The sequence below is a fragment of the Acinetobacter sp. 40AMC3-4 genome (assembly GCF_049898185.1).
Classification (GTDB): Bacteria; Pseudomonadota; Gammaproteobacteria; order Pseudomonadales; family Moraxellaceae; genus Acinetobacter.
On record NZ_JAFCXG010000005.1, the window covers coordinates 54,356 to 71,972 of the forward strand.

Sequence of the window (17,617 nt, forward strand, 5' to 3'; positions counted from 1 at the left end):
TAATAGGCAAACGCATATGGATAAGTCACTGATCGCTGATATACACAGACTACCTGCACAGGAAGCATGGCCGAAAATCTTTTCTGCCCTTTGGTCCTTGTTTGCTGAGCCAATCCGAAAAGATCTGGCAGATGCAAAAACGACCGAACGAGACAGAGCCATTAAACCTCTAGATGATGTATTGGCTGGTAGTGCTTGGGATTTGTGGTCGAGTTTCGAGAATGCTTCCCCAAGAACTGTGGATGCACTGAAAGCGTTCTGGCAACGCCAAACAACACCGAAAGCTATCCTGATACTTGATGCACTGTCACTTCGTGAAGCACCTTGGATACTGGAAGGAGCACAGCAACGTGGATATACCATTCATGGCGCATGTACAACAGCCTCGGAACTGCCAGGTGATACCACACCATTTGCACGAGCACTAGGCTTTGGTCAACGTACCAAATTGCAGAACAATCAAGGTCAAAGTGCAGATTTTGTGAATGCTTTTACCGAATCTACAGATCTGCCCTGGGTTGATTGTGCGACATTGATAAAAGCGGACCCGAATATTATTTTCTGGCATCACTGGCCGGATGATCGTATGCATCACCTTGCTGAACAAGGTGCAGGTTATAGGGTATTGGCGAAAGAAGCCGCCGAGGTGTTAACCGGTGATGAGTTCTGGACTTTTGTAGATAAACTGGCTACTGGTCGTCGCTTAGTAATTACAGCAGACCATGGATATTCAAATCCTGCATTGTTTCCCGATGTATACCCGGAAGACCAGAAAACTTATTTGAAAAATCAGTTCAAATCAGGTCGTAATAATGAAGTAAAAGACGCAGAAACTGAGCAGCATTGGGTACCACCTCTGTCGCAGGTGCTGACGACACAACATGGCAATTGGAATATCGTTCTAGGTCGGAAGAAATGGCGTAGCCAGGGCGGTTACCCAAGTTTAGCCCATGGTGGCTTGAGTCTGTTAGAAGTGGCCGTACCTTTCATTGAACTATCGAAACCCAACAGCTAATTGTGAGCACATATTGCTCATTGGATAAAATTTTTATGGCATTTAAAACAAAAGCCCAACTGACTGAAGTTCTGGTAGCTGAAGCTGTCGGCGCGGGTAAAAAAGCTTATCTAGAGTCTGTCGACTTTTCTGACCCTAATCGCTCATTAACCTGTCTTGAGGTTGATTTTCCTATTTTGCCGATCAATCAGATTGCACAAATTGAAGGGAATGCAGGGAAGCCTATTTATCAAATGAGCAAGTGGTGGGCACGTCGTCGATCAAGTGTATTCCGCTCTATGTTGATTGCTGCAGCAACCAAAGCACCAGATGATCCATCTGAAGCTGCAAAATTGGTATGGGATAACTACTATGCTAATCACCAAAATAACGAAGCGTTTAGGAAACTCAAAGTAGCTGACATCTTTATGGGTGGCGGTACTACTCTGGTGGAAGGTGCGCGTCTAGGTATGCAGATGACGGGTAATGATTTGAACCCGGTAGCCTGGTTGGTTGTGAAGAATGAATTAGCTGATGTAGATCTAGATGAGGTCAACAAGCTATTTGATCACATTGAGCGAGAAGTTAAGCCGCAGATCATGCCATTTTATGCTTGCGAAGGTCCCAACGGCGAAAAAGGTAAATGGACACAACGCTCGACAGGAAAAGTTATGGGTGATGATTTTGATCCGCTTGCTCTAATGCCGGAAGAACGTAAAGACTATAAGTACGAAGGCCCAGAGGTAATTTACACCTTCTGGGCGAAGCATGGCCCTTGCGCAGCTCCTGGATGTGGCCATCGCACACCACTTATGACATCCCCTGTTGTAGCGGTGAAATCGTTGTCTGTTAAAAGCTGGGAAGGTATTGAATGCCAGCATTGCACTAAGAGCTTTGACATTGAGCGGCATGAAGCTCGTATGGCTCCGGATGTGCCGCTTGTAGTAAGTGATTCAGAAGCCCCATATACCATTATGGATAACACCGGTAACTACCAGTGTCCTCATTGCCAACATCAGTATCGTGATGCAGTGGCAGCACAAAATGGTGAATCCTTAAACTTACCGAAGAGGATGAGCAAGAATAAAAAAATTGATCTGACTTTATTGGTTCATCCTGATTGGCTGAAAGGCTCATCACAGACTGATGAACAAGGTATCTTTGGTGGAACATCTATTAGTGAGGTGGGAGCAACGCAGCGTTGGAATTTGCACAGAACAAATACTCTGAAGCTGATTGAAGTACGAGGCAAGCTACCGGATGAAATTACCTGCCCTGATTCAGGTGTCTTAATAAATACTCAACAAGGAACGATTCCTAAGAAGTCTACTTTTACCTGCCAGGAAAACACTTGTGGTCGCCAGCAGGACGTACTCGATAGCATCAGAGCTTCTGGTCAGACAGGTCCTATGGCCGCTTACGTATTGCAATGTTATTCGCCTAGACGAAATGCAATGGGTGCTCCCTATAATGGTCGTTACTTTGCTCCAGCCGATACCAATGCAGCTAAACGACAAAATTTGGCAGTATCAGAATGGGAAAAGAGGAAACACTCAGATTTATACGGCTATTGGCCGGAGTCAGAATTGCCCTATGGGTTTATGACACATCACCTACAAGGTGGTGTACCTAATCATGGTTTCACTCACTGGAATACCATGTTTAATCCATTACAGCTTTTAATCCATGCACAAATTTTAAAAGCTATCGATACTTCATATGGTTTTAGTGACACAAGCAAAGAAATTGTACTAGGCGCTTTTCAGCAATATCTACGTAATCAAAATATGTTTTGCTTCTGGAATCCTCAGCGCGATACACCTGAGCCGATGTTTAGTAACAATAATTACCATCCCAAATCGACAGTAATTGAAAACTCAGTATTTGCTGATTTGGGGAGAGGAAATTGGTCATCCTGCCGGGCAAATACTCTGAAAGGTCTAGAGTGGTGCAAGCAGCCATGGGAAACCGTCTCGAACGAGATGCTGAGCAACATGTCCGACGACATTGGTAAATTGGTCAGCGGGAAAAGCTCCAAAACCATGCCAAACGACCCTGTGCTGCCAGGTACTTTGGTTACTTGCGGCTCATCTACTGAGTTAAAGCAATACGCTGATCAGTCTTACGATTTGGTGATTACTGATCCTCCTTTTGGTGGCCTGCTGCATTATGCTGAATTGGCAGATTTCTTTTACGTTTGGCTACGTCTGTTGCTGAAGGATAAGTATCCGGAGATCTATGCTGGAGAATATACCCCAAAAACACTGGAGGCAGTGTCGAACAAGGCACGTCATCCTGATGACCCTGATGCCTTTTACAAACGCCTGCTAACCGAATGTTGGCGTGAAGCAAATCGTTTGCTTAAACCAGGTGGTATCTTAGCCTTTACCTTCCACCACAGCGAGGATGAGCCTTGGGTGGATGTGTTAGAAAGCTTATTCGATGCAGGATATTATCTTGAAGCAACTTATCCGATCCGCAGCGATGAAACTAAGGGTAAAGGTGAGTTTGGTTCCAAGACGATTGAATACGACATTATCCATGTATGCCGTAAGCGTACAGAAGCTCCTAGTAAAATAAGTTGGGCGCGGTTGCGTCGAAAAATCTTAGCAGATGTAAAACAACTTCAAGATTTATTAGAACATCATCAAACTGGTGGATTGCCAATAGCAGATATTCAAGTAATTAAGCGAGGTAAAGCACTTGAATATTTTTCGCGACACTATGGTCAAGTCTATGTTGAAGAAGGACGCGAGTTTACTGTTAATGAGGCCTTGGTAGGTATTAACCAAATTCTTGATGATCAATCGGAATCAGAATCGGGTGGTACACCCGTTGTATGTGAACCAAATACCCGGCAATTTTTACGTATCTTTTCTCGTCAAGCATCAGTGGAACGGGATCAGATGCAAAAATTTCTTCGAGGTAGTGGTATAGCACCATCAACGTTTATCGCTTTTGGATGGGCGACTGAAACAACCCGCCCTAAAGCTTTTCACTGGCGTTCTCCTCTTGAATTTGCTCAAGAGCGTATGATCAATAAACGAAATTTAAGCCGAGATTTTGATCAAGCTATGTTGTTGGTTGGTGCCTGCTATCCAGAAAGTGGCATTAACACGAAGAAAATTCTAAATGAAAACTTTAAGCCTCACCCAGCATTAGGACATTTGTTGGATTGGCTTGTACATAATGGTGCAGACGGTACTATGCGTACGGCTACAATAACAGCACGTCAACTTTATACCCGCTGGGAGGCGGAGCATCAGTCTGTAGTACAGCAGCAGATATCCTTGTTTGATATGGAAGGTGAAGTATGAGTGGTGTGCTGACCGACGAAAAATGGAAACGACGTGGGATCTCTGTGCTGTGGTGCGGCAAAACTCTGGCTGAGCTGAATGCAGCCAGCCAGGTTATAAGCTTGCGCCAATTTATTGGCTTTTATGAAGCAGGTTGGCCAGATGATATGCCCCTGCTGAATGATGATGGCTTGTATGTTGCAGGGCTGGATGTGGCTGTGGATGCTTTATCGCCGGAAGATGCACTTGAATGGTTGGAATCTGAGATTTATGAAATGATTTATGACTTCCAGAACCATGCCGATGCTGCATTGATTTTCTGGATGCCTGATCAAGGTCGTTGGAAGGAAGAGGTTACAACCAGTACCTACCACTGGTATCTAGCCGGTAAATATGATGCTCAGGTATTCCCACTAGGGCAATGTATCTGGAATGGTGCACAGAAGGATGTACGTCGAATTGAATCTGCTTCTAGTAGCAGGAATAACGAATGGCTGGGTTTATACCTTGAGCGGATTAGCTAACAGGAGTAAACATGAATTTTCAACCTGGTGAACGCGTCAGCCATTATGAATTCGGTCAAGGTGTTGTTATCTCCTCTGCTGGCGGTTACGCTCGTGTGTTCTTTCCTCAAGGTGAACGGCAAGTACCTGTCAGCACTTTGGTGGCTGCACTTAGCCATAATGAGCGTGTGGTGGCAAATATTGGTAGTTGCCTTGACAGTGTCACAAAGGCGTGGCTTTCTTGGAAAGCACACGAATTACCACTTCAGGATTCTGCAAGCTCACTGACCTCAGCCAAGATTGATTTGCTGCCTCACCAGGTGGTATTAACTCATCGTATTGCCTGTGCGAGTCCACGGCGTTTTCTGATCGCAGACGAAGTGGGATTGGGTAAAACCATTGAAACTGCTTTGGTATTGAGAGAATTGGCCAGCCGTGGAGAATTGAACAGGGCACTAATGGTGGTACCTGCTGGTCTAGTAAACAATTGGCACCGTGAATTAAATGAAGTATTTAACCTGAATTTTGAAGTATTTGGTCGTGAAGGTGATGTTAGTGACCGACATAGCAATGCATTTGCTAAACACAACTTATTGATCGCCAGTATTGATACTTTAAAACGACCTGCCAGAATCAAAAAGATACTCGAAGCACCTCGATGGGATTTAATCGTCTTTGACGAGGCCCATCACTGTACAGCCTATAAGCAAGGCGGTAAAACGCGAAAGACTCAGAATTATAAGCTTGCTGAGGCGTTGCGTGACCACAGTAGAGACATGATTTTACTCTCTGCTACACCACACCAAGGTGACCACTTTCGGTTTTGGAAACTGATCGACCTACTTGATCCTACCCTGTTTTCCAGTGAAACTGAGATGGTAGAAGAGCGTCATCGCCTGAATCCAATCATTTTTCGACGTACTAAGGCCGATGCCTGTAAAGCGGATGGCTCTACCTTATTTGCTCGGCGTTGGGTGCATACAGAAGCTTTTTCCATGTCTGACAAAGAGCGTGACTTTTATAATGCTTTGAATGAATACTTGCGTGATGGCTTTGCGTTGGCGAAGAAGCAAGGTGGCAAAGGTACGGCACTAGGTTTTGTAATGACGATTTTCCAGAAAATCGCAGCATCTAGTTTTGCAGCAGTGCATCGGACTCTCAGACGACGACTTTTAGCATTAACTGTACATGAAGGCTTAATGCATGATGAAAATCTAGATATCGACGCTAGAGACTTTGCATTTAATGAGGCCAAAGAGCAAATCCGCATTGAGTTTGATTTAGGCCATGATCGGCTTTCAGAACTTGAGATTGACCGAATTCTGAATGACATCAAGCGTCGTCTCATCAAAAAAATTAATGAAGAGCAGTTAGCCACAGCATCCGATACCTTTGCTGACGAGCTTGAGACCGCTGCCGCTGAAAATGCTGCGATGGAAGCTGTTGCATATGCGCTGCCAGAAGAACGATCCCGCATTAAAGAGTTACTAAGCTTATTCCCTGCCACACGAGAAACTAAAGTAGATAAGCTTATTGGTGCTTTAGGTGTACTTTGGCAGCAAAATCCGGAAGAGCGTATCGTAATTTTCGCCACATATCTGGGCACTGTAGAAATGCTGGGCGAGCAGATTGAAAAGGCTTATCCAGGGCAAGGTGTAGTTGTTTTAAAAGGTGGTGATCATGGCAGTAAGCTTGCTGCTGAAAGACGCTTTAAACAAGCGAATGGCCCAAGGATCATGATTTGTACCGCAGCAGGCAGGGAAGGTATTAACCTACAACATGCCAGAGTGTTATTTAACTTCGATTTGCCATGGAATCCAATGGATATGGAACAGCGGATCGGGCGTATTCACCGTTATGGTCAGAGAGACACCGCCCAGGTTTATAATCTGGTACTGGGTGACACTATTGAAGGTCGCATCTTCCTGCTTCTAGATGAAAAACTAGAAGAAATTGCCAAAGCACTTGGTAAAGTGGATGAGAAAGGTCAGATAGAAGAAGACCTTCGATCTCAGATTCTCGGTCAGCTATCAGAGCAGGTGAACTATCAGCAGCTTTACTCGCAGGCACTTCAAGATCCTGAACTGAAGCGTACTCGTCTGGAACTTGAGGCCGCCATGGATAATGCAAAACATGCAAAAGATGCGGTATTTGAGCTGTTTCAGGATTTGGAAAGCTTTAGTTTGGCTGACTACGCACCATTATCCGATAATAAAGATTCTATAGATGACCTGATCCAATTTATGCAGAAAGCATTGCCATACGAAGGGGAGACCATTGAGGTTCGAGGACAAAAACAATTTGCCTTGGTGAAAGATGGTCTTGATCAGATTCTGTTTACCACGGATCGTGAAGAGGCGACTAAGTCAGAAAAGCTGCATCTTATTGGTTTGGATCATCCGGTTATTTCAGAACAGCTCGAAAAATACCGGAATTTTGATCCTGAGTACTTGGGCTTTTACTCAAGTGAGCTGAATCATGGTGAATCAGTTTCTATTTGGGAAGTACGGGCTGCCAATGATAAAGGGCATAATGTCCATTCAATCATGAAGCTGGCTGTTGATGGTGATGGTAATCGCTTGCCTCATTTAGAAAAGCAAATAGATGCTATTTTTAAAGCAAGCAGCAACAATAGAGAAACGTTGCTGGATTTGCATAAGATCGAGGCGGTTCTGGAGCGTGAGCTTCACCACAGAAACATTGTTAAGTTTGAGCAGTCATACTCAGCTAAGCTTATTGGATTGGCATGTGGATAATTAAATGCCAAAAACTTGGCTTAAGATTCAATTTAATTTCCGGAATATATAACTTAGATTTGAATAAACAATGATTTATTCCAAAGCCTAACAAAAAGTTTTAGGATGGGGTTAATATGGGTAATTTAGAAATAAAGTATAAAAAATAAGATATTGAATATTGTGGATTATTTTAAATAATTCGACTTCCACCATCTCCATCTTTTCAAGAAAATTAATTAAACCGCTTCATTTTTAGATTCTGGGGTATAGCGTTGTCCACTCATAATGTTCTCTCCTATGCAAAAAGAATCTACGATATTTGTCTAGGAGAGTGGTGGCTATTCAGCTCTAAATAGAGGGGGGGTGTCTTCTTTAAGATAACGAAATTCTAGCATGATATAAGAACAAACTTGCAAATCGATAAATTATAACCCCCTGTAATTTTAACAAAATATTTTTTGAGATTTAATCCACTAAATCTAATTTGGAGAAAAAATGAGTACAAGATTTTTCAATATTAAAAAGGTTTTTAAAAACAAAGGGTTATTTTTTAAATTCTCGTGACGCTTTTGAAGTATCTTCCTGAATGCTAACGATCAGTCCTACAGGATCACGCTGCTGAAATCCAAGATGGTATTGATAATTGCCTAGCAAGCTTTTAACTAATGCCAGTCCTAAACCATGGCCATGCTGCTGAGCCGATTTTCGCCAGAAGCGCTGTCCTAAATGTTGGATATCCTGTGCTGTAAGTTGTTGTCCATCATCTTCAATCACCAGGCAACCAGACTGCATGGAAATCCAGATATGGGCAGCCTGTGCATGCAGCAGTGCATTTTCAAGCAGATTTTTCAGTACGGTATACAGCACAAATTCAGGTAGCTGAATTTCACCCAGGCTCCAGTTCACCTGTATTTTTTCATTCATTTCTGGATAGCGTGTACTTAAGTCTGCAAGGACCTTCTCAAGTGTGGGGCGAAGCCAGATAGTCTCAGTCATTTCCTGGATACTGTTTTCCGATTGGGTCAGTAATAAAAGCTGCTCGAGTAACAGCGTATAACGCCGGATACTCTCATTGGCCTGCTGCAAATTGTGCTGAATGGATTCAGGCAGATTCTGCTGTTGACTAATCAGCTGGGCCAGTTGTACATGAGTTTTAATTGCGGTCAGGGGACTGCGTAATTCATGTGCAGCATAGGCACTAAAGGCTTTCTCCTGTTGCAGACTGTCATTAATTTTCTGAATCAACTGCGTGGAATTGTTGACAAAAGGCTGTACTTCCTGGGGAATGCTTGCAGGCTTGAGCTGCATTAAAAAATCTGCCGCCTCTGAATAGTTAAGGTTTTTCTGGTTCAGGTATTGACTGAGCTGATCCAAAGACCGGAACTGTCTGCGGATAATAAAGATGATCAAGGCAATACAGATCAGCAGTGAGAAGACTAAGGGAACCAGTACGGCCTGCAGAATCTGCTGTAGTAGGGTATCCCTCAAGAACATGCGTTCTGCCGCCACCACCTGAATATCGCCACGACGCAGGACATAACTGCGCCATTCCGTATCACCCTGCTGCCAGGTGCTGAATCCTTCTGGTCGTTGGCTTAAATTTTTTGGGGCACCGCGTGTTTTGGCAATGATCTGATTGCCTACCGAGACGTCAGAGCTAAAAAGAGAGACTTCACAGGCAATTAACTGGTTTACCTCATCATTCTTGGCTAATTTTGATAAGGTTGCATCCCCCAGACTATCCAGCGGTAACTGCTGAATCAGCCGGGCAACCATTTGCGCAGATGCCGATAAGCGTTGATCCAGCGTGTCTTGTAAGCGTTGTTTCAGGTCAATATACAGCCATGAAAATACCGCACTCCACAACACAATAAACACGGCCAAAAGACTCATGACCAAACGCCATTTCAAGCTGTGACTAAACATGACGTTGCTCAAACGGTTTGAAAATATATCCCACACCACGAATGGTCTGAATCAAGTCTGGATGCAGTTTTTGTCTTAGGTGATAAATGTGTACATTCAGGGCATTGCTCTCGATAGAGTCCTGGAAGCCATAGAGCTTGTCAATAAGCTGTTCATTTTTCAGGATCTGGTTGGGGTGGCTCATCAGGGTTTCCAGCAGGCTGAATTCACGGCGAGATAAATTCACAGCCTGGTCTTGATAGGTCACAGTCTGGGTATCCCGGTTCAGAACCAGTTCATCAAATTGCAGTGTATTCGAGGCAAAGCCACGGTGGCGACGGGTGAGAGCATGAATCCGAGCAATCAGTTCCTCCAATTCAAAAGGTTTGGTCAGGTAGTCGTCGGCACCGGCATTCAGGGCCTGAACACACTGATCGGTCCGCAGCCGTGCCGTCAATACCAGTACCGGGAGATCAATCTGGTCGCGTCGCCAGCTGTGCAGCAAATCCAGGCCATCCTGATCCGGCAGGCCTAAATCCAGTAAACATAAATCGACTGCACTATGCCGGATAAAATAATCCGCAGCACGTGCGTGACTGACATGCTCCACTGAAATATTCAGATAGTTCAGAGCAGCACAAATGCTCTGTGCGATATAGGGATCATCCTCAACCAATACAATAAACATAGAACATCCTGATCAAACTACCATTATTTTATAAATGATTTGGGCTGTTAATGTTGCCTTAATTTTAGTTTTTCAATAATGCAGTCCTAACAGGAGGAGATCAGCTGGATGTTGAAGTGGATATTGGGTGCCGTGATCGGCGGTGGAATCATGACGGGAGCTGCACATGCAGATTTTTTACCACCGGATCAGGCTTTTCAGTTTCAGGTGGTTTCTACAAGCCAGACTCAGGCAGAGCTTAGCTGGAAAATCGCAGAGGGTTATTATCTGTATCATGACCAGCTTAAAGTGTCTCATCAGCAGACCCCAGTCAAGTTGGCATTGCCCAAACCCGAAGACAAAGATGACCCCAATTTCGGTTTGACCCAGGTGCATTATGGGCAAGTCAAAACCAATCTGAATGTCCAGCCCAACCAGCAGTTTGTGGTGCAGTGGCAGGGCTGTGCAGAAAGCGGTTTATGTTATCCGGTGCAACGCACCACAGTAACAACTGATGCAGATGGTTTATTTTCAGCGCAAAACTTGAGCAAGCCTCAAAAGCTGCTGGCCAGCACTACACAGCCAGAAGTAAACGAACAGATTCTGACCGCTCAGAAAGATGAGCTCCAAGCTATAGAGCAAACTCCAAGTACAGATCAAGCACTGACCGAAGAAAAGGTAGAGGAAATGCAAGTTACTGCAGTTTCCGAACCTGTCGTTCAGCCTGAGATGGAATTAACAGAGAAAAACGACTCACTCATTGCAGAGCCTAAAAATCAAACTTCGTCAGCAGGCATGAATAGCCAGTGGAACAATGACCAGTATTTTTTAAGTTTGCTGTCGGAACAAGGTCTGTTGATTAATGCCCTGATTTTTCTCGGGCTTGGCATTCTGCTGGCATTTTTACCATGTTCTTTACCTTTAATTCCAATTTTAACAGGAATTCTGGTCCAGCAGCACCGAGGCTACCGTGCTGCGCTGATTGCGCTGGTCTTTGTTTTGGGTATGGCACTGGTCTATGCGGTCATGGGACTTGCTGTGGCACAGCTCGGTTACAGTTTTCAGCGCTGGTTTCAAAGTCCGGTATTCATCAGTATTTTCAGCATTCTGTTTATTTTGTTCGCACTTAATCTGTTTGGAGCATTTCAGCTGTCCTTACCCCAAGGCATGTTACAGCGTCTGGATCAATGGCAGCAAAAGCAGAAGGGTGGCACGCTGATTGGTGCTGGTCTCATGGGCGTGATCGCCGCACTGATTGTCGGGCCATGTATGAGTGCACCGTTGGCCGGTGCCTTAATCTATGTGTCTCAGCTTAATCAACCGATGCTGGGCGCCAGTTATCTGTTTGTCTTAGGCCTTGGGCTGGGCTTGCCGCTATTTATTGCTGCCGTATTTGGGTCCCATCTTTTACCCAAACCTGGCATATGGATGGATCGCCTGAAGTTTAGTTTTGGCTTTGTCATGCTGGCGCTGGCCTTGTATTTCGCCCGTCCACTATTGCCCGGCATTTTATACCTGAGCCTTTTGGGTGTGGTACTGATCACCTGTTCAGGCTACTTCTTGTTCAAGATGCTGCCTCATGTGCATCGGTCTGTAGCGAAAATAGGCCTGATGCTGCTCAGTGGTTTACTGGTCTATGCAGGAGGCATGCAGCTCTATCATGTCTGGAGTCAGGTACAGGTGGCCCATGTAGAATCACGGCTTGAATGGCAGAGAGTCAGTACAGCCGCAGAATTGCAACAGGTTTTAGCCAAACATCCTGCACAGCCGGTTGTAATTGATGTCTATGCAGACTGGTGTGTGGCCTGTCAACCGATCGAAAAGGAAGTGATTCCACGTAGTGATGTCCAGACAGCTTTACAAAATGTGGTTCGTATCAAATTAGACCTGACCCACTATCATCCAAGTCAGGATGAGCTGCTAAAAGAATGGCAAATCCTCGGACCACCCACCTTCATATTTCTAAATGCAGCGCATCAGGAACAGCGCGAGTTGCGTTTAACCGGAAGCTTTAGCGCGACACATTTGCTCGGTAAATTGCAGCAACTGCAAGGGGAACAACCATGATGATTTCCAGTGATGCATTGCATCTGGGACCTTTGATGTTGCCCTGGACACTCATAATTGTTGCTACTGGCTTGATGCTGTTATCTGCCGTCCTGTTTGGATTAGCCAGAAAGTATTCATGGTCTAAACAGCAGCTTGGACAAAGTCAGGATGTACTCTGGAGCAGTTTTTTGCTGGGGATGCTGGGTGCACGTCTTGTTTTCGTCCTGCTCAATGCCGAGCTGTATTTTGCAGCACCCATCGACATACTGAAAATCCAGGATAAGGGTTTTCATTTATGGGGAGGGGTGCTGATTGGTGCTTTGTGGTATCTCATTCGCAACAGACAGTTGCAGATCCGATTCAAAGCCATCTTGTTGATCATCTTTATACTTTGGATCGGGCTTGGGCTCGCGTTCAAATCCAGTCTAAAAACTGAAGCAGCGTTTCCTGATCTAGCCTTTGCTGGACTAGAACAGGAACGTCTGGGTACAGATAAGATTCCACTCAGCCAATTCATTGGCCAGCCCACGGTAATTAATTTGTGGGCGAGCTGGTGTCCGCCGTGTCATCGCGAAATGCCGGTATTGGCCAAAGCAGCCAAGCAGCATCCTCAAGTGAATTTTGTCATGCTGAATCAGGGTGAGGAGGTAGCCACCGTAAATGCCTATTTAAGAAAACATCAGTTTCAATTTAAACATGTCCTGCTGGACCCATATGGTGAACTGCCACAGCAGCTGAATAGTTTTGGCCTGCCAACGACGCTGTTTTTTAATGCTCAAGGCCAGCTGGTCGAGCGGCATATGGGGGAACTCAGTCCGGCCATGTTGCAGCAATATTTAAACAGAATTTCAGATCAACCTTAAAAAAACGGAAGAACTTAGTATGAACAGAATTTACCGGGTACTGGGTGCAGGCATGTTCCTGATCATGAGCATGCACACGCAGGCGAATATTAAACAGAATATTGAAAAACAGGGTTTTGTGTTTGTAAAACAGATTCCGGCACCGCAAGGAATGACCGGTTGGGTGGGGCATGAAGACCAGTACTCCAATACAGTATTTATCTCCAACGATGACAAATATTATATCAAGGGCGAACTGTTTGATGCGCAAGGGAAAAGCCTGTCCAATGAGCAGATTGAAAAGCATATGAAAAAAGCGGTATTGGATGATGTCTGGAAAACCCTGGAAAAATCGACCTGGATTCAGGATGGCAAGCCGGATGCACCACGAGTGGTTTATGTCTTTTCCGATCCGAATTGTCCATATTGCTATAAATTCTGGCAGGCGGCTCGGCCTTGGGTCGAATCAGGCAAGGTACAGCTGCGTCATATTCAGGTCGGTGTGATCCGTGAAGAAAGCCGTGGTCAGGTGGCAACATTGTTAATGTCGAAAAATCCAGCAGCAGTTTTTAATGATATAAACAAGAATAAAGGCAAAAAGCAGCTCAAGAAAATGGCAAAGATTCCTGCAGAAATTGCTGCAAAAATTGATGCCAACCAGGCCCTAATGGGGAAATACGGCTTTTTCTCCACACCGTCGATGGCCTGGAAAAATAACCAGGGTGAATTTAAATCTACTCAAGGCCTGGCGATGGACGTCAAAGAAATTTTTGAACAATAAGATCGGATGAGATATGTCCACTTTGGATCATCCACGGGTATTGTTTGCTTTGGAATGAACCGCTCTGGCATGGAACCGGAGTGGTCTGGCATTAATTGCATTGGGTTTTGTGATTGAAAAATCCAACCTGTTAGTACAACTGGTCGATCATGAACATTATGCATAAAAAATAGCCTATGCACAGTGGATGGGAATTATGGTGATTGTATTCGGTTTGTTGGTCAATATCGCCTCGATCCTGCAATATCGACGGGGGATGGCATCACTGCGATCGCCGGAATTTATTGAAGGTTATTCTTTTTGGTTGCATTAAGAGGAGGGCTAGGCGCAATACAGTTCGTACAGTTTTTGCATCAGGCTCAAGACCTTGGGATCACTCAGACGATAGAAAATCTGTTTACCCTCACGTCGGGTGCTGACCATGTCGGCCTTACGTAGCACAGTCAGTTGTTGTGAAAGTGTAGGTTGATGAATGTCAGTGGATTCTTCAATTTCCTGAACATTCATTTCCCCGTCGACCAGAACACATAAGATTTTCAGACGATCAGGATTGGCTAAAACTTTTAGGCATTGGCTGACGAAATCGACTTGAGAAAAATCAATTTTGGCATTTTCAGCAATCATATCCATAAATGTCCTCACAACTTTTGATGTAGCCCGTGCAGTTTACATAATTTACCATAAAACTGCTTGATTAATATTTTTTATTATATAATATAAAAAAGTATATTGTATAGGGATTAATTCATCATGCATGACTTCCTCATCGCATTTATTGGCGGCTTAATGCTCGGGCTTTCTGTAGTTGGCTATCTTTACGTCAATGGCCGTATTGCAGGGATCAGTGGTTTGATTGGGCAAGTCTTAAACTCAAAAACCATGTTTAAAACACCTGCAATCTGGTTTTTATTAGGCTTAGTCCTCACACCGTTTATTTATGGTCTGTTTGTACAACCTGAAATCGAATTGAATGCTAGCCCACTGATGATGATTGTGGCAGGTCTGCTGGTGGGCTTTGGGACACGTCTGGGTTCGGGCTGTACCAGTGGTCACGGAATTTGTGGCATCAGTCGCCTGTCTAAGCGTTCTATCATCGCGACCATGACTTTCATGTTTGCAGGTTTTGTCGCTGTTTATATTATCCGTCATATCACAGGAGCATTCTAAAATGAAAAATGTGTTTGCCTTTTTATTTGGTGCGCTGTTCTCTGTGGGATTGATGGTATCGGGCATGTCCAATCCGGAAAAAGTACTCGATTTCCTGGATCTGTTTGGCGACTGGGATGCCAGTCTGGCCTTTGTCATGATGGGCGCGATTGCGGTGGCCTTTATTCCCTTCCAGAAAGCATTACGTACGGCGCAACCAAAAACAGTATTTAATGAACCTATTGATTTACCTAAAAATAATCAGATAGATAAAAAACTGATCACGGGTGCGGTTTTATTTGGTGCAGGTTGGGGCATTGCAGGCATCTGTCCGGCACCAAGTTTCACCTTGATCGGTTTGGGCCACTATCAAGTGCTCTATTTTATTGTAGCAATGCTGGTGGGTGTATGGATTCACCGTAAATGGTCAGGAGCTTAACGATGTCAAACTTACCTATAGTAAAAGATTTTTTTCACGAAGATACCAATACCTTCAGTTATGTTGTACGTGATCCTGCGACCAAAGCCTGCGCCATTATTGATAGCGTTTTGGATTATGATCCGGCATCAGCAAGTACATCCACTATTCATGCCGATAAAATTATTGCCTATATTAAAGAGCAGGGTTTAACGGTCGAGTGGATTCTCGAAACCCATGTCCATGCTGACCATTTAACTGCAGCACAATATCTCAAAGCTGAGTTAGGTGGCAAGATCGCCATGAGCCAGAAAATTGGTATTGTTCAGGAAACTTTTGGCGCGATTTATCATCTGGATATTAAACAATGGAATGCTCAGCAGCTCTTTGATTATTTATTTAAAGATCATGAGTCGTTCCAAATCGGAACCTTGAAGGCTTATAACATTCCAACACCGGGACATACGCCTGCTTGTCTGAGTTATGTGATTGGTGATGCGGTTTTTGTGGGTGATACCCTGTTTATGCCAGATTATGGTACAGCACGTTGTGACTTCCCGCGAGGCAGCGCAGAACAGCTTTATGATTCGGTACAAAGCCTGTTTCAGTTGCCAGAAGATACGCGGGTCTTTTTATGTCATGACTATTTGCCTGAAACACGTGAATCCTATGTGTGTGAATCTGATATACAGACACAAAAGACACAGAATATTCATATTCATCAGGGAATCAGTAAAGCTGAATTTGCTCAGATGCGCAACCAGCGGGATTCAGGACTCAATATGCCTAAGCTGATTCTACCGGCAATTCAGATCAATATGAAAGCAGGGCAGTTTCCTGAGCCTGAAGCCAATGGTGTTTCTTACCTCAAGCTTCCTCTTAACTACTTCAAATAAGCTTGTGTCGTGATTCAACAAAAAGTTCAACTTTTATTGAATCATTTTTGTGGATAAGGGAGAGAGCGATGTGGGCATTAATACTGGAAGGATTGGCGATTGGTGGCTTGCTGGGTCTAACCGGTGCTGGTGGCGGAATTCTGGCTGTACCGGCACTGATGGCGAGTCAGGGTTGGACTGTGGCACAGGCTGCACCGGTAGGTTTGTTGGCAGTCACGCTGTCGGCCTTGGTCGGAACGTTCGAGGGTTTATTCAAGCGTATTGTGCGTTATCGCGCTGCGCTCTGGATCGCACTGATCAGTATTCCTACAGCGCGTTATGGCGTGCATCTGGCCGATATCGTTTCTCCGGTCTGGCTGACGCTGGCTTTCAGTCTGGTCATGCTGATCGTGGCTTATCGAATCTTCTTTAATAAAGTGACCGATCATGGCAATGCACCGTGCAAGGTCAATCAATCGACCGGTCGTCTGATCTGGAATGTCAAAACGGCCTCTTTCCTGGCAGGTATTGGTGTTGTGGCAGGTTTATTAACCGGTCTGCTTGGCGTGGGTGGGGGTTTTGTCATTGTTCCAGCCCTGCGTAAATTCACCGACCTTGATATGCGCAGTATCGTTGCGACTTCCCTGATGATTATTTTCCTGATTGGTGGGGTCAGTATTTCTGCACACGTGCTGGATGGCTTTCAATATCCTGTTTCGGTTACGCTGACCTTTGTCCTGGCCTGTATTGTCGGGATGTTAATTGGACGCAGTCTGATGCAGCGGATTGACAGTAACAAGGTACAGAAAATATTTGCCACTACCGTGGTTGGGGTGGCGATGTATTTAATCTATTCAGCGCTCATGGGCTAAAACAGCCGGTTGGGAACTTTAACTCAAGCGCTTTTAATCGACCTGAGCATCGTTTATACAAAATATAATTTTAATAGCCGAGGAAGAATGAAAATGATGAAAACTGCAGAGCAATTGATTCTGAATGCGAAAAGCCAGATTCAGGAAGTAAGTGTAGCTGAACTGTTTGAAGCGATGCAAAACCATAAAACCATTCTGATTGATGTTCGGGAACCGGATGAGTTTCAGGCGGCAGCCATAGACCGGGCGGTGAATTATCCGCGTGGTGTTTTGGAAATGAGAATTCACCAGCATCCTTTAGCCAGTCATCATTGCGATACCCAGCAGGCACTGGAACACCTTAAAGATCAGCCGATCTATTTGATCTGTGGTACGGGTGGACGTTCCGCATTGGCAACCGATACCTTACAAAACATGGGTTTTACCCAGGTCAAGTCAGTTCAGGGTGGTTATCAGGCCTGGCTAGAGCAGGGCTATCCGGTAGAAAAATAAGCCGTTGAATAGGTGAACAACCGTATTGTTGAATGTGAG

16 protein-coding genes are annotated in these 17,617 nt (G+C 44.7%); 13 read left to right on the top strand and 3 right to left on the bottom strand.

Annotated elements, in window-relative coordinates:
- Nucleotides 1–16 precede the first annotated feature (16 nt).
- The 4 genes from ACP7BU_RS07775 to ACP7BU_RS07790 are packed head-to-tail and all read left to right on the top strand — an operon-like array spanning nt 17 to nt 7,549.
- Entirely contained in the window at nt 17–1,015 is a 999-nt protein-coding gene (locus tag ACP7BU_RS07775) for a hypothetical protein (protein WP_425879603.1), read from the top strand.
- A 35-nt stretch (nt 1,016–1,050) separates the two neighbouring features.
- A complete protein-coding gene (locus ACP7BU_RS07780) occupies nt 1,051–4,311 on the top strand; it encodes a hypothetical protein (protein WP_425879605.1) in 3,261 nt (1,086 codons plus the stop codon).
- On the top strand, nt 4,308–4,814 hold the full coding sequence (locus ACP7BU_RS07785; protein ID WP_425879607.1) for a hypothetical protein: 507 nt from the start codon (nt 4,308–4,310) through the stop codon (nt 4,812–4,814). The genes ACP7BU_RS07780 and ACP7BU_RS07785 overlap by 4 nt, the downstream gene beginning before the upstream one ends.
- A gap of 11 nt (nt 4,815–4,825) precedes the next feature.
- Nucleotides 4,826–7,549 (top strand): DEAD/DEAH box helicase, encoded by a 2,724-nt coding sequence (locus tag ACP7BU_RS07790; protein ID WP_425879609.1) that lies wholly within the window; start codon nt 4,826–4,828, stop codon nt 7,547–7,549.
- 525 nt (nt 7,550–8,074) lie between these two features.
- On the opposite strand, the gene ACP7BU_RS07795 is transcribed toward ACP7BU_RS07790, so the two are convergent.
- Together ACP7BU_RS07795 and ACP7BU_RS07800 are read right to left on the bottom strand one after the other, a co-directional pair.
- A complete protein-coding gene (locus ACP7BU_RS07795; protein WP_005247067.1) occupies nt 8,075–9,457 on the bottom strand; it encodes a sensor histidine kinase in 1,383 nt (460 codons plus the stop codon).
- On the bottom strand, nt 9,450–10,124 hold the full coding sequence (locus ACP7BU_RS07800) for a response regulator (RefSeq protein ID WP_005247066.1): 675 nt from the start codon (nt 10,122–10,124) through the stop codon (nt 9,450–9,452). The genes ACP7BU_RS07795 and ACP7BU_RS07800 overlap by 8 nt, the downstream gene beginning before the upstream one ends.
- A 108-nt stretch (nt 10,125–10,232) precedes the next feature.
- On the opposite strand from ACP7BU_RS07800, the gene dsbD reads away from it, so the two are divergent.
- The 4 genes from dsbD (at nt 10,233) to ACP7BU_RS07820 (ending at nt 13,941) form a co-directional block, all read left to right on the top strand.
- Nucleotides 10,233–12,170: a protein-disulfide reductase DsbD gene (gene dsbD, locus ACP7BU_RS07805; RefSeq protein WP_045796119.1), complete on the top strand. Its 1,938-nt coding sequence runs from the start codon at nt 10,233–10,235 to the stop codon at nt 12,168–12,170.
- Nucleotides 12,167–13,015 (top strand): prolipoprotein diacylglyceryl transferase family protein, encoded by an 849-nt coding sequence (locus tag ACP7BU_RS07810; protein WP_425879612.1) that lies wholly within the window; start codon nt 12,167–12,169, stop codon nt 13,013–13,015. Before dsbD ends, ACP7BU_RS07810 begins: the two co-directional genes overlap by 4 nt.
- Before the next feature lie 19 nt (nt 13,016–13,034).
- On the top strand, nt 13,035–13,775 hold the full coding sequence (dsbG, locus tag ACP7BU_RS07815; protein ID WP_016659404.1) for a thiol:disulfide interchange protein DsbG: 741 nt from the start codon (nt 13,035–13,037) through the stop codon (nt 13,773–13,775).
- 64 nt (nt 13,776–13,839) lie between these two features.
- Complete coding sequence (locus tag ACP7BU_RS07820) at nt 13,840–13,941, top strand: hypothetical protein (RefSeq protein WP_289844973.1); 102 nt, start codon at nt 13,840–13,842, stop codon at nt 13,939–13,941.
- A 155-nt stretch (nt 13,942–14,096) separates the two neighbouring features.
- Here ACP7BU_RS07820 and ACP7BU_RS07825 read toward each other — a convergent pair whose 3' ends face one another.
- The gene (locus ACP7BU_RS07825; RefSeq protein WP_005251415.1) at nt 14,097–14,405 is read right to left on the bottom strand and encodes an ArsR/SmtB family transcription factor; all 309 of its coding nucleotides are present in this window, start codon (nt 14,403–14,405) and stop codon (nt 14,097–14,099) included.
- Between the two features lie 120 nt (nt 14,406–14,525).
- Between ACP7BU_RS07825 and ACP7BU_RS07830 the strand changes: the two genes are divergently transcribed.
- The 5 genes from ACP7BU_RS07830 to ACP7BU_RS07850 all read left to right on the top strand — a co-directional run bounded on the left by ACP7BU_RS07830 (nt 14,526) and on the right by ACP7BU_RS07850 (nt 17,578).
- Complete coding sequence (locus tag ACP7BU_RS07830; protein ID WP_005247059.1) at nt 14,526–14,942, top strand: YeeE/YedE family protein; 417 nt, start codon at nt 14,526–14,528, stop codon at nt 14,940–14,942.
- 1 nt (nt 14,943) lies between these two features.
- Complete coding sequence (locus ACP7BU_RS07835) at nt 14,944–15,360, top strand: DUF6691 family protein (protein WP_005404969.1); 417 nt, start codon at nt 14,944–14,946, stop codon at nt 15,358–15,360.
- A gap of 2 nt (nt 15,361–15,362) precedes the next feature.
- Entirely contained in the window at nt 15,363–16,235 is an 873-nt protein-coding gene (locus ACP7BU_RS07840) for an MBL fold metallo-hydrolase (RefSeq protein ID WP_005247056.1), read from the top strand.
- A gap of 68 nt (nt 16,236–16,303) precedes the next feature.
- Nucleotides 16,304–17,086, top strand: coding sequence for a sulfite exporter TauE/SafE family protein (locus tag ACP7BU_RS07845; protein ID WP_005247055.1), 783 nt, complete (start codon nt 16,304–16,306; stop codon nt 17,084–17,086).
- A 96-nt stretch (nt 17,087–17,182) separates the two neighbouring features.
- Nucleotides 17,183–17,578: a rhodanese-like domain-containing protein gene (locus tag ACP7BU_RS07850; RefSeq protein WP_032051543.1), complete on the top strand. Its 396-nt coding sequence runs from the start codon at nt 17,183–17,185 to the stop codon at nt 17,576–17,578.
- The last annotated feature ends 39 nt before the right edge of the window (nt 17,579–17,617 follow it).

Coding starts and splice junctions, on each gene's coding strand:
- ACP7BU_RS07785 (WP_425879607.1), top strand. CDS start 4,308: ATGAGTGGTGTGCTGACCGACGAAAAATGGAAACGACGTGGGATCTCT.
- dsbG (WP_016659404.1), top strand. CDS start 13,035: ATGAACAGAATTTACCGGGTACTGGGTGCAGGCATGTTCCTGATCATG.
- dsbD (WP_045796119.1), top strand. CDS start 10,233: ATGTTGAAGTGGATATTGGGTGCCGTGATCGGCGGTGGAATCATGACG.
- ACP7BU_RS07810 (WP_425879612.1), top strand. CDS start 12,167: ATGATGATTTCCAGTGATGCATTGCATCTGGGACCTTTGATGTTGCCC.
- ACP7BU_RS07775 (WP_425879603.1), top strand. CDS start 17: ATGGATAAGTCACTGATCGCTGATATACACAGACTACCTGCACAGGAA.
- ACP7BU_RS07790 (WP_425879609.1), top strand. CDS start 4,826: ATGAATTTTCAACCTGGTGAACGCGTCAGCCATTATGAATTCGGTCAA.
- ACP7BU_RS07850 (WP_032051543.1), top strand. CDS start 17,183: ATGAAAACTGCAGAGCAATTGATTCTGAATGCGAAAAGCCAGATTCAG.
- ACP7BU_RS07830 (WP_005247059.1), top strand. CDS start 14,526: ATGCATGACTTCCTCATCGCATTTATTGGCGGCTTAATGCTCGGGCTT.
- ACP7BU_RS07825 (WP_005251415.1), bottom strand. CDS start 14,405: ATGGATATGATTGCTGAAAATGCCAAAATTGATTTTTCTCAAGTCGAT.
- ACP7BU_RS07780 (WP_425879605.1), top strand. CDS start 1,051: ATGGCATTTAAAACAAAAGCCCAACTGACTGAAGTTCTGGTAGCTGAA.
- ACP7BU_RS07840 (WP_005247056.1), top strand. CDS start 15,363: ATGTCAAACTTACCTATAGTAAAAGATTTTTTTCACGAAGATACCAAT.
- ACP7BU_RS07795 (WP_005247067.1), bottom strand. CDS start 9,457: ATGTTTAGTCACAGCTTGAAATGGCGTTTGGTCATGAGTCTTTTGGCC.
- ACP7BU_RS07800 (WP_005247066.1), bottom strand. CDS start 10,124: ATGTTTATTGTATTGGTTGAGGATGATCCCTATATCGCACAGAGCATT.
- ACP7BU_RS07845 (WP_005247055.1), top strand. CDS start 16,304: ATGTGGGCATTAATACTGGAAGGATTGGCGATTGGTGGCTTGCTGGGT.
- ACP7BU_RS07835 (WP_005404969.1), top strand. CDS start 14,944: ATGAAAAATGTGTTTGCCTTTTTATTTGGTGCGCTGTTCTCTGTGGGA.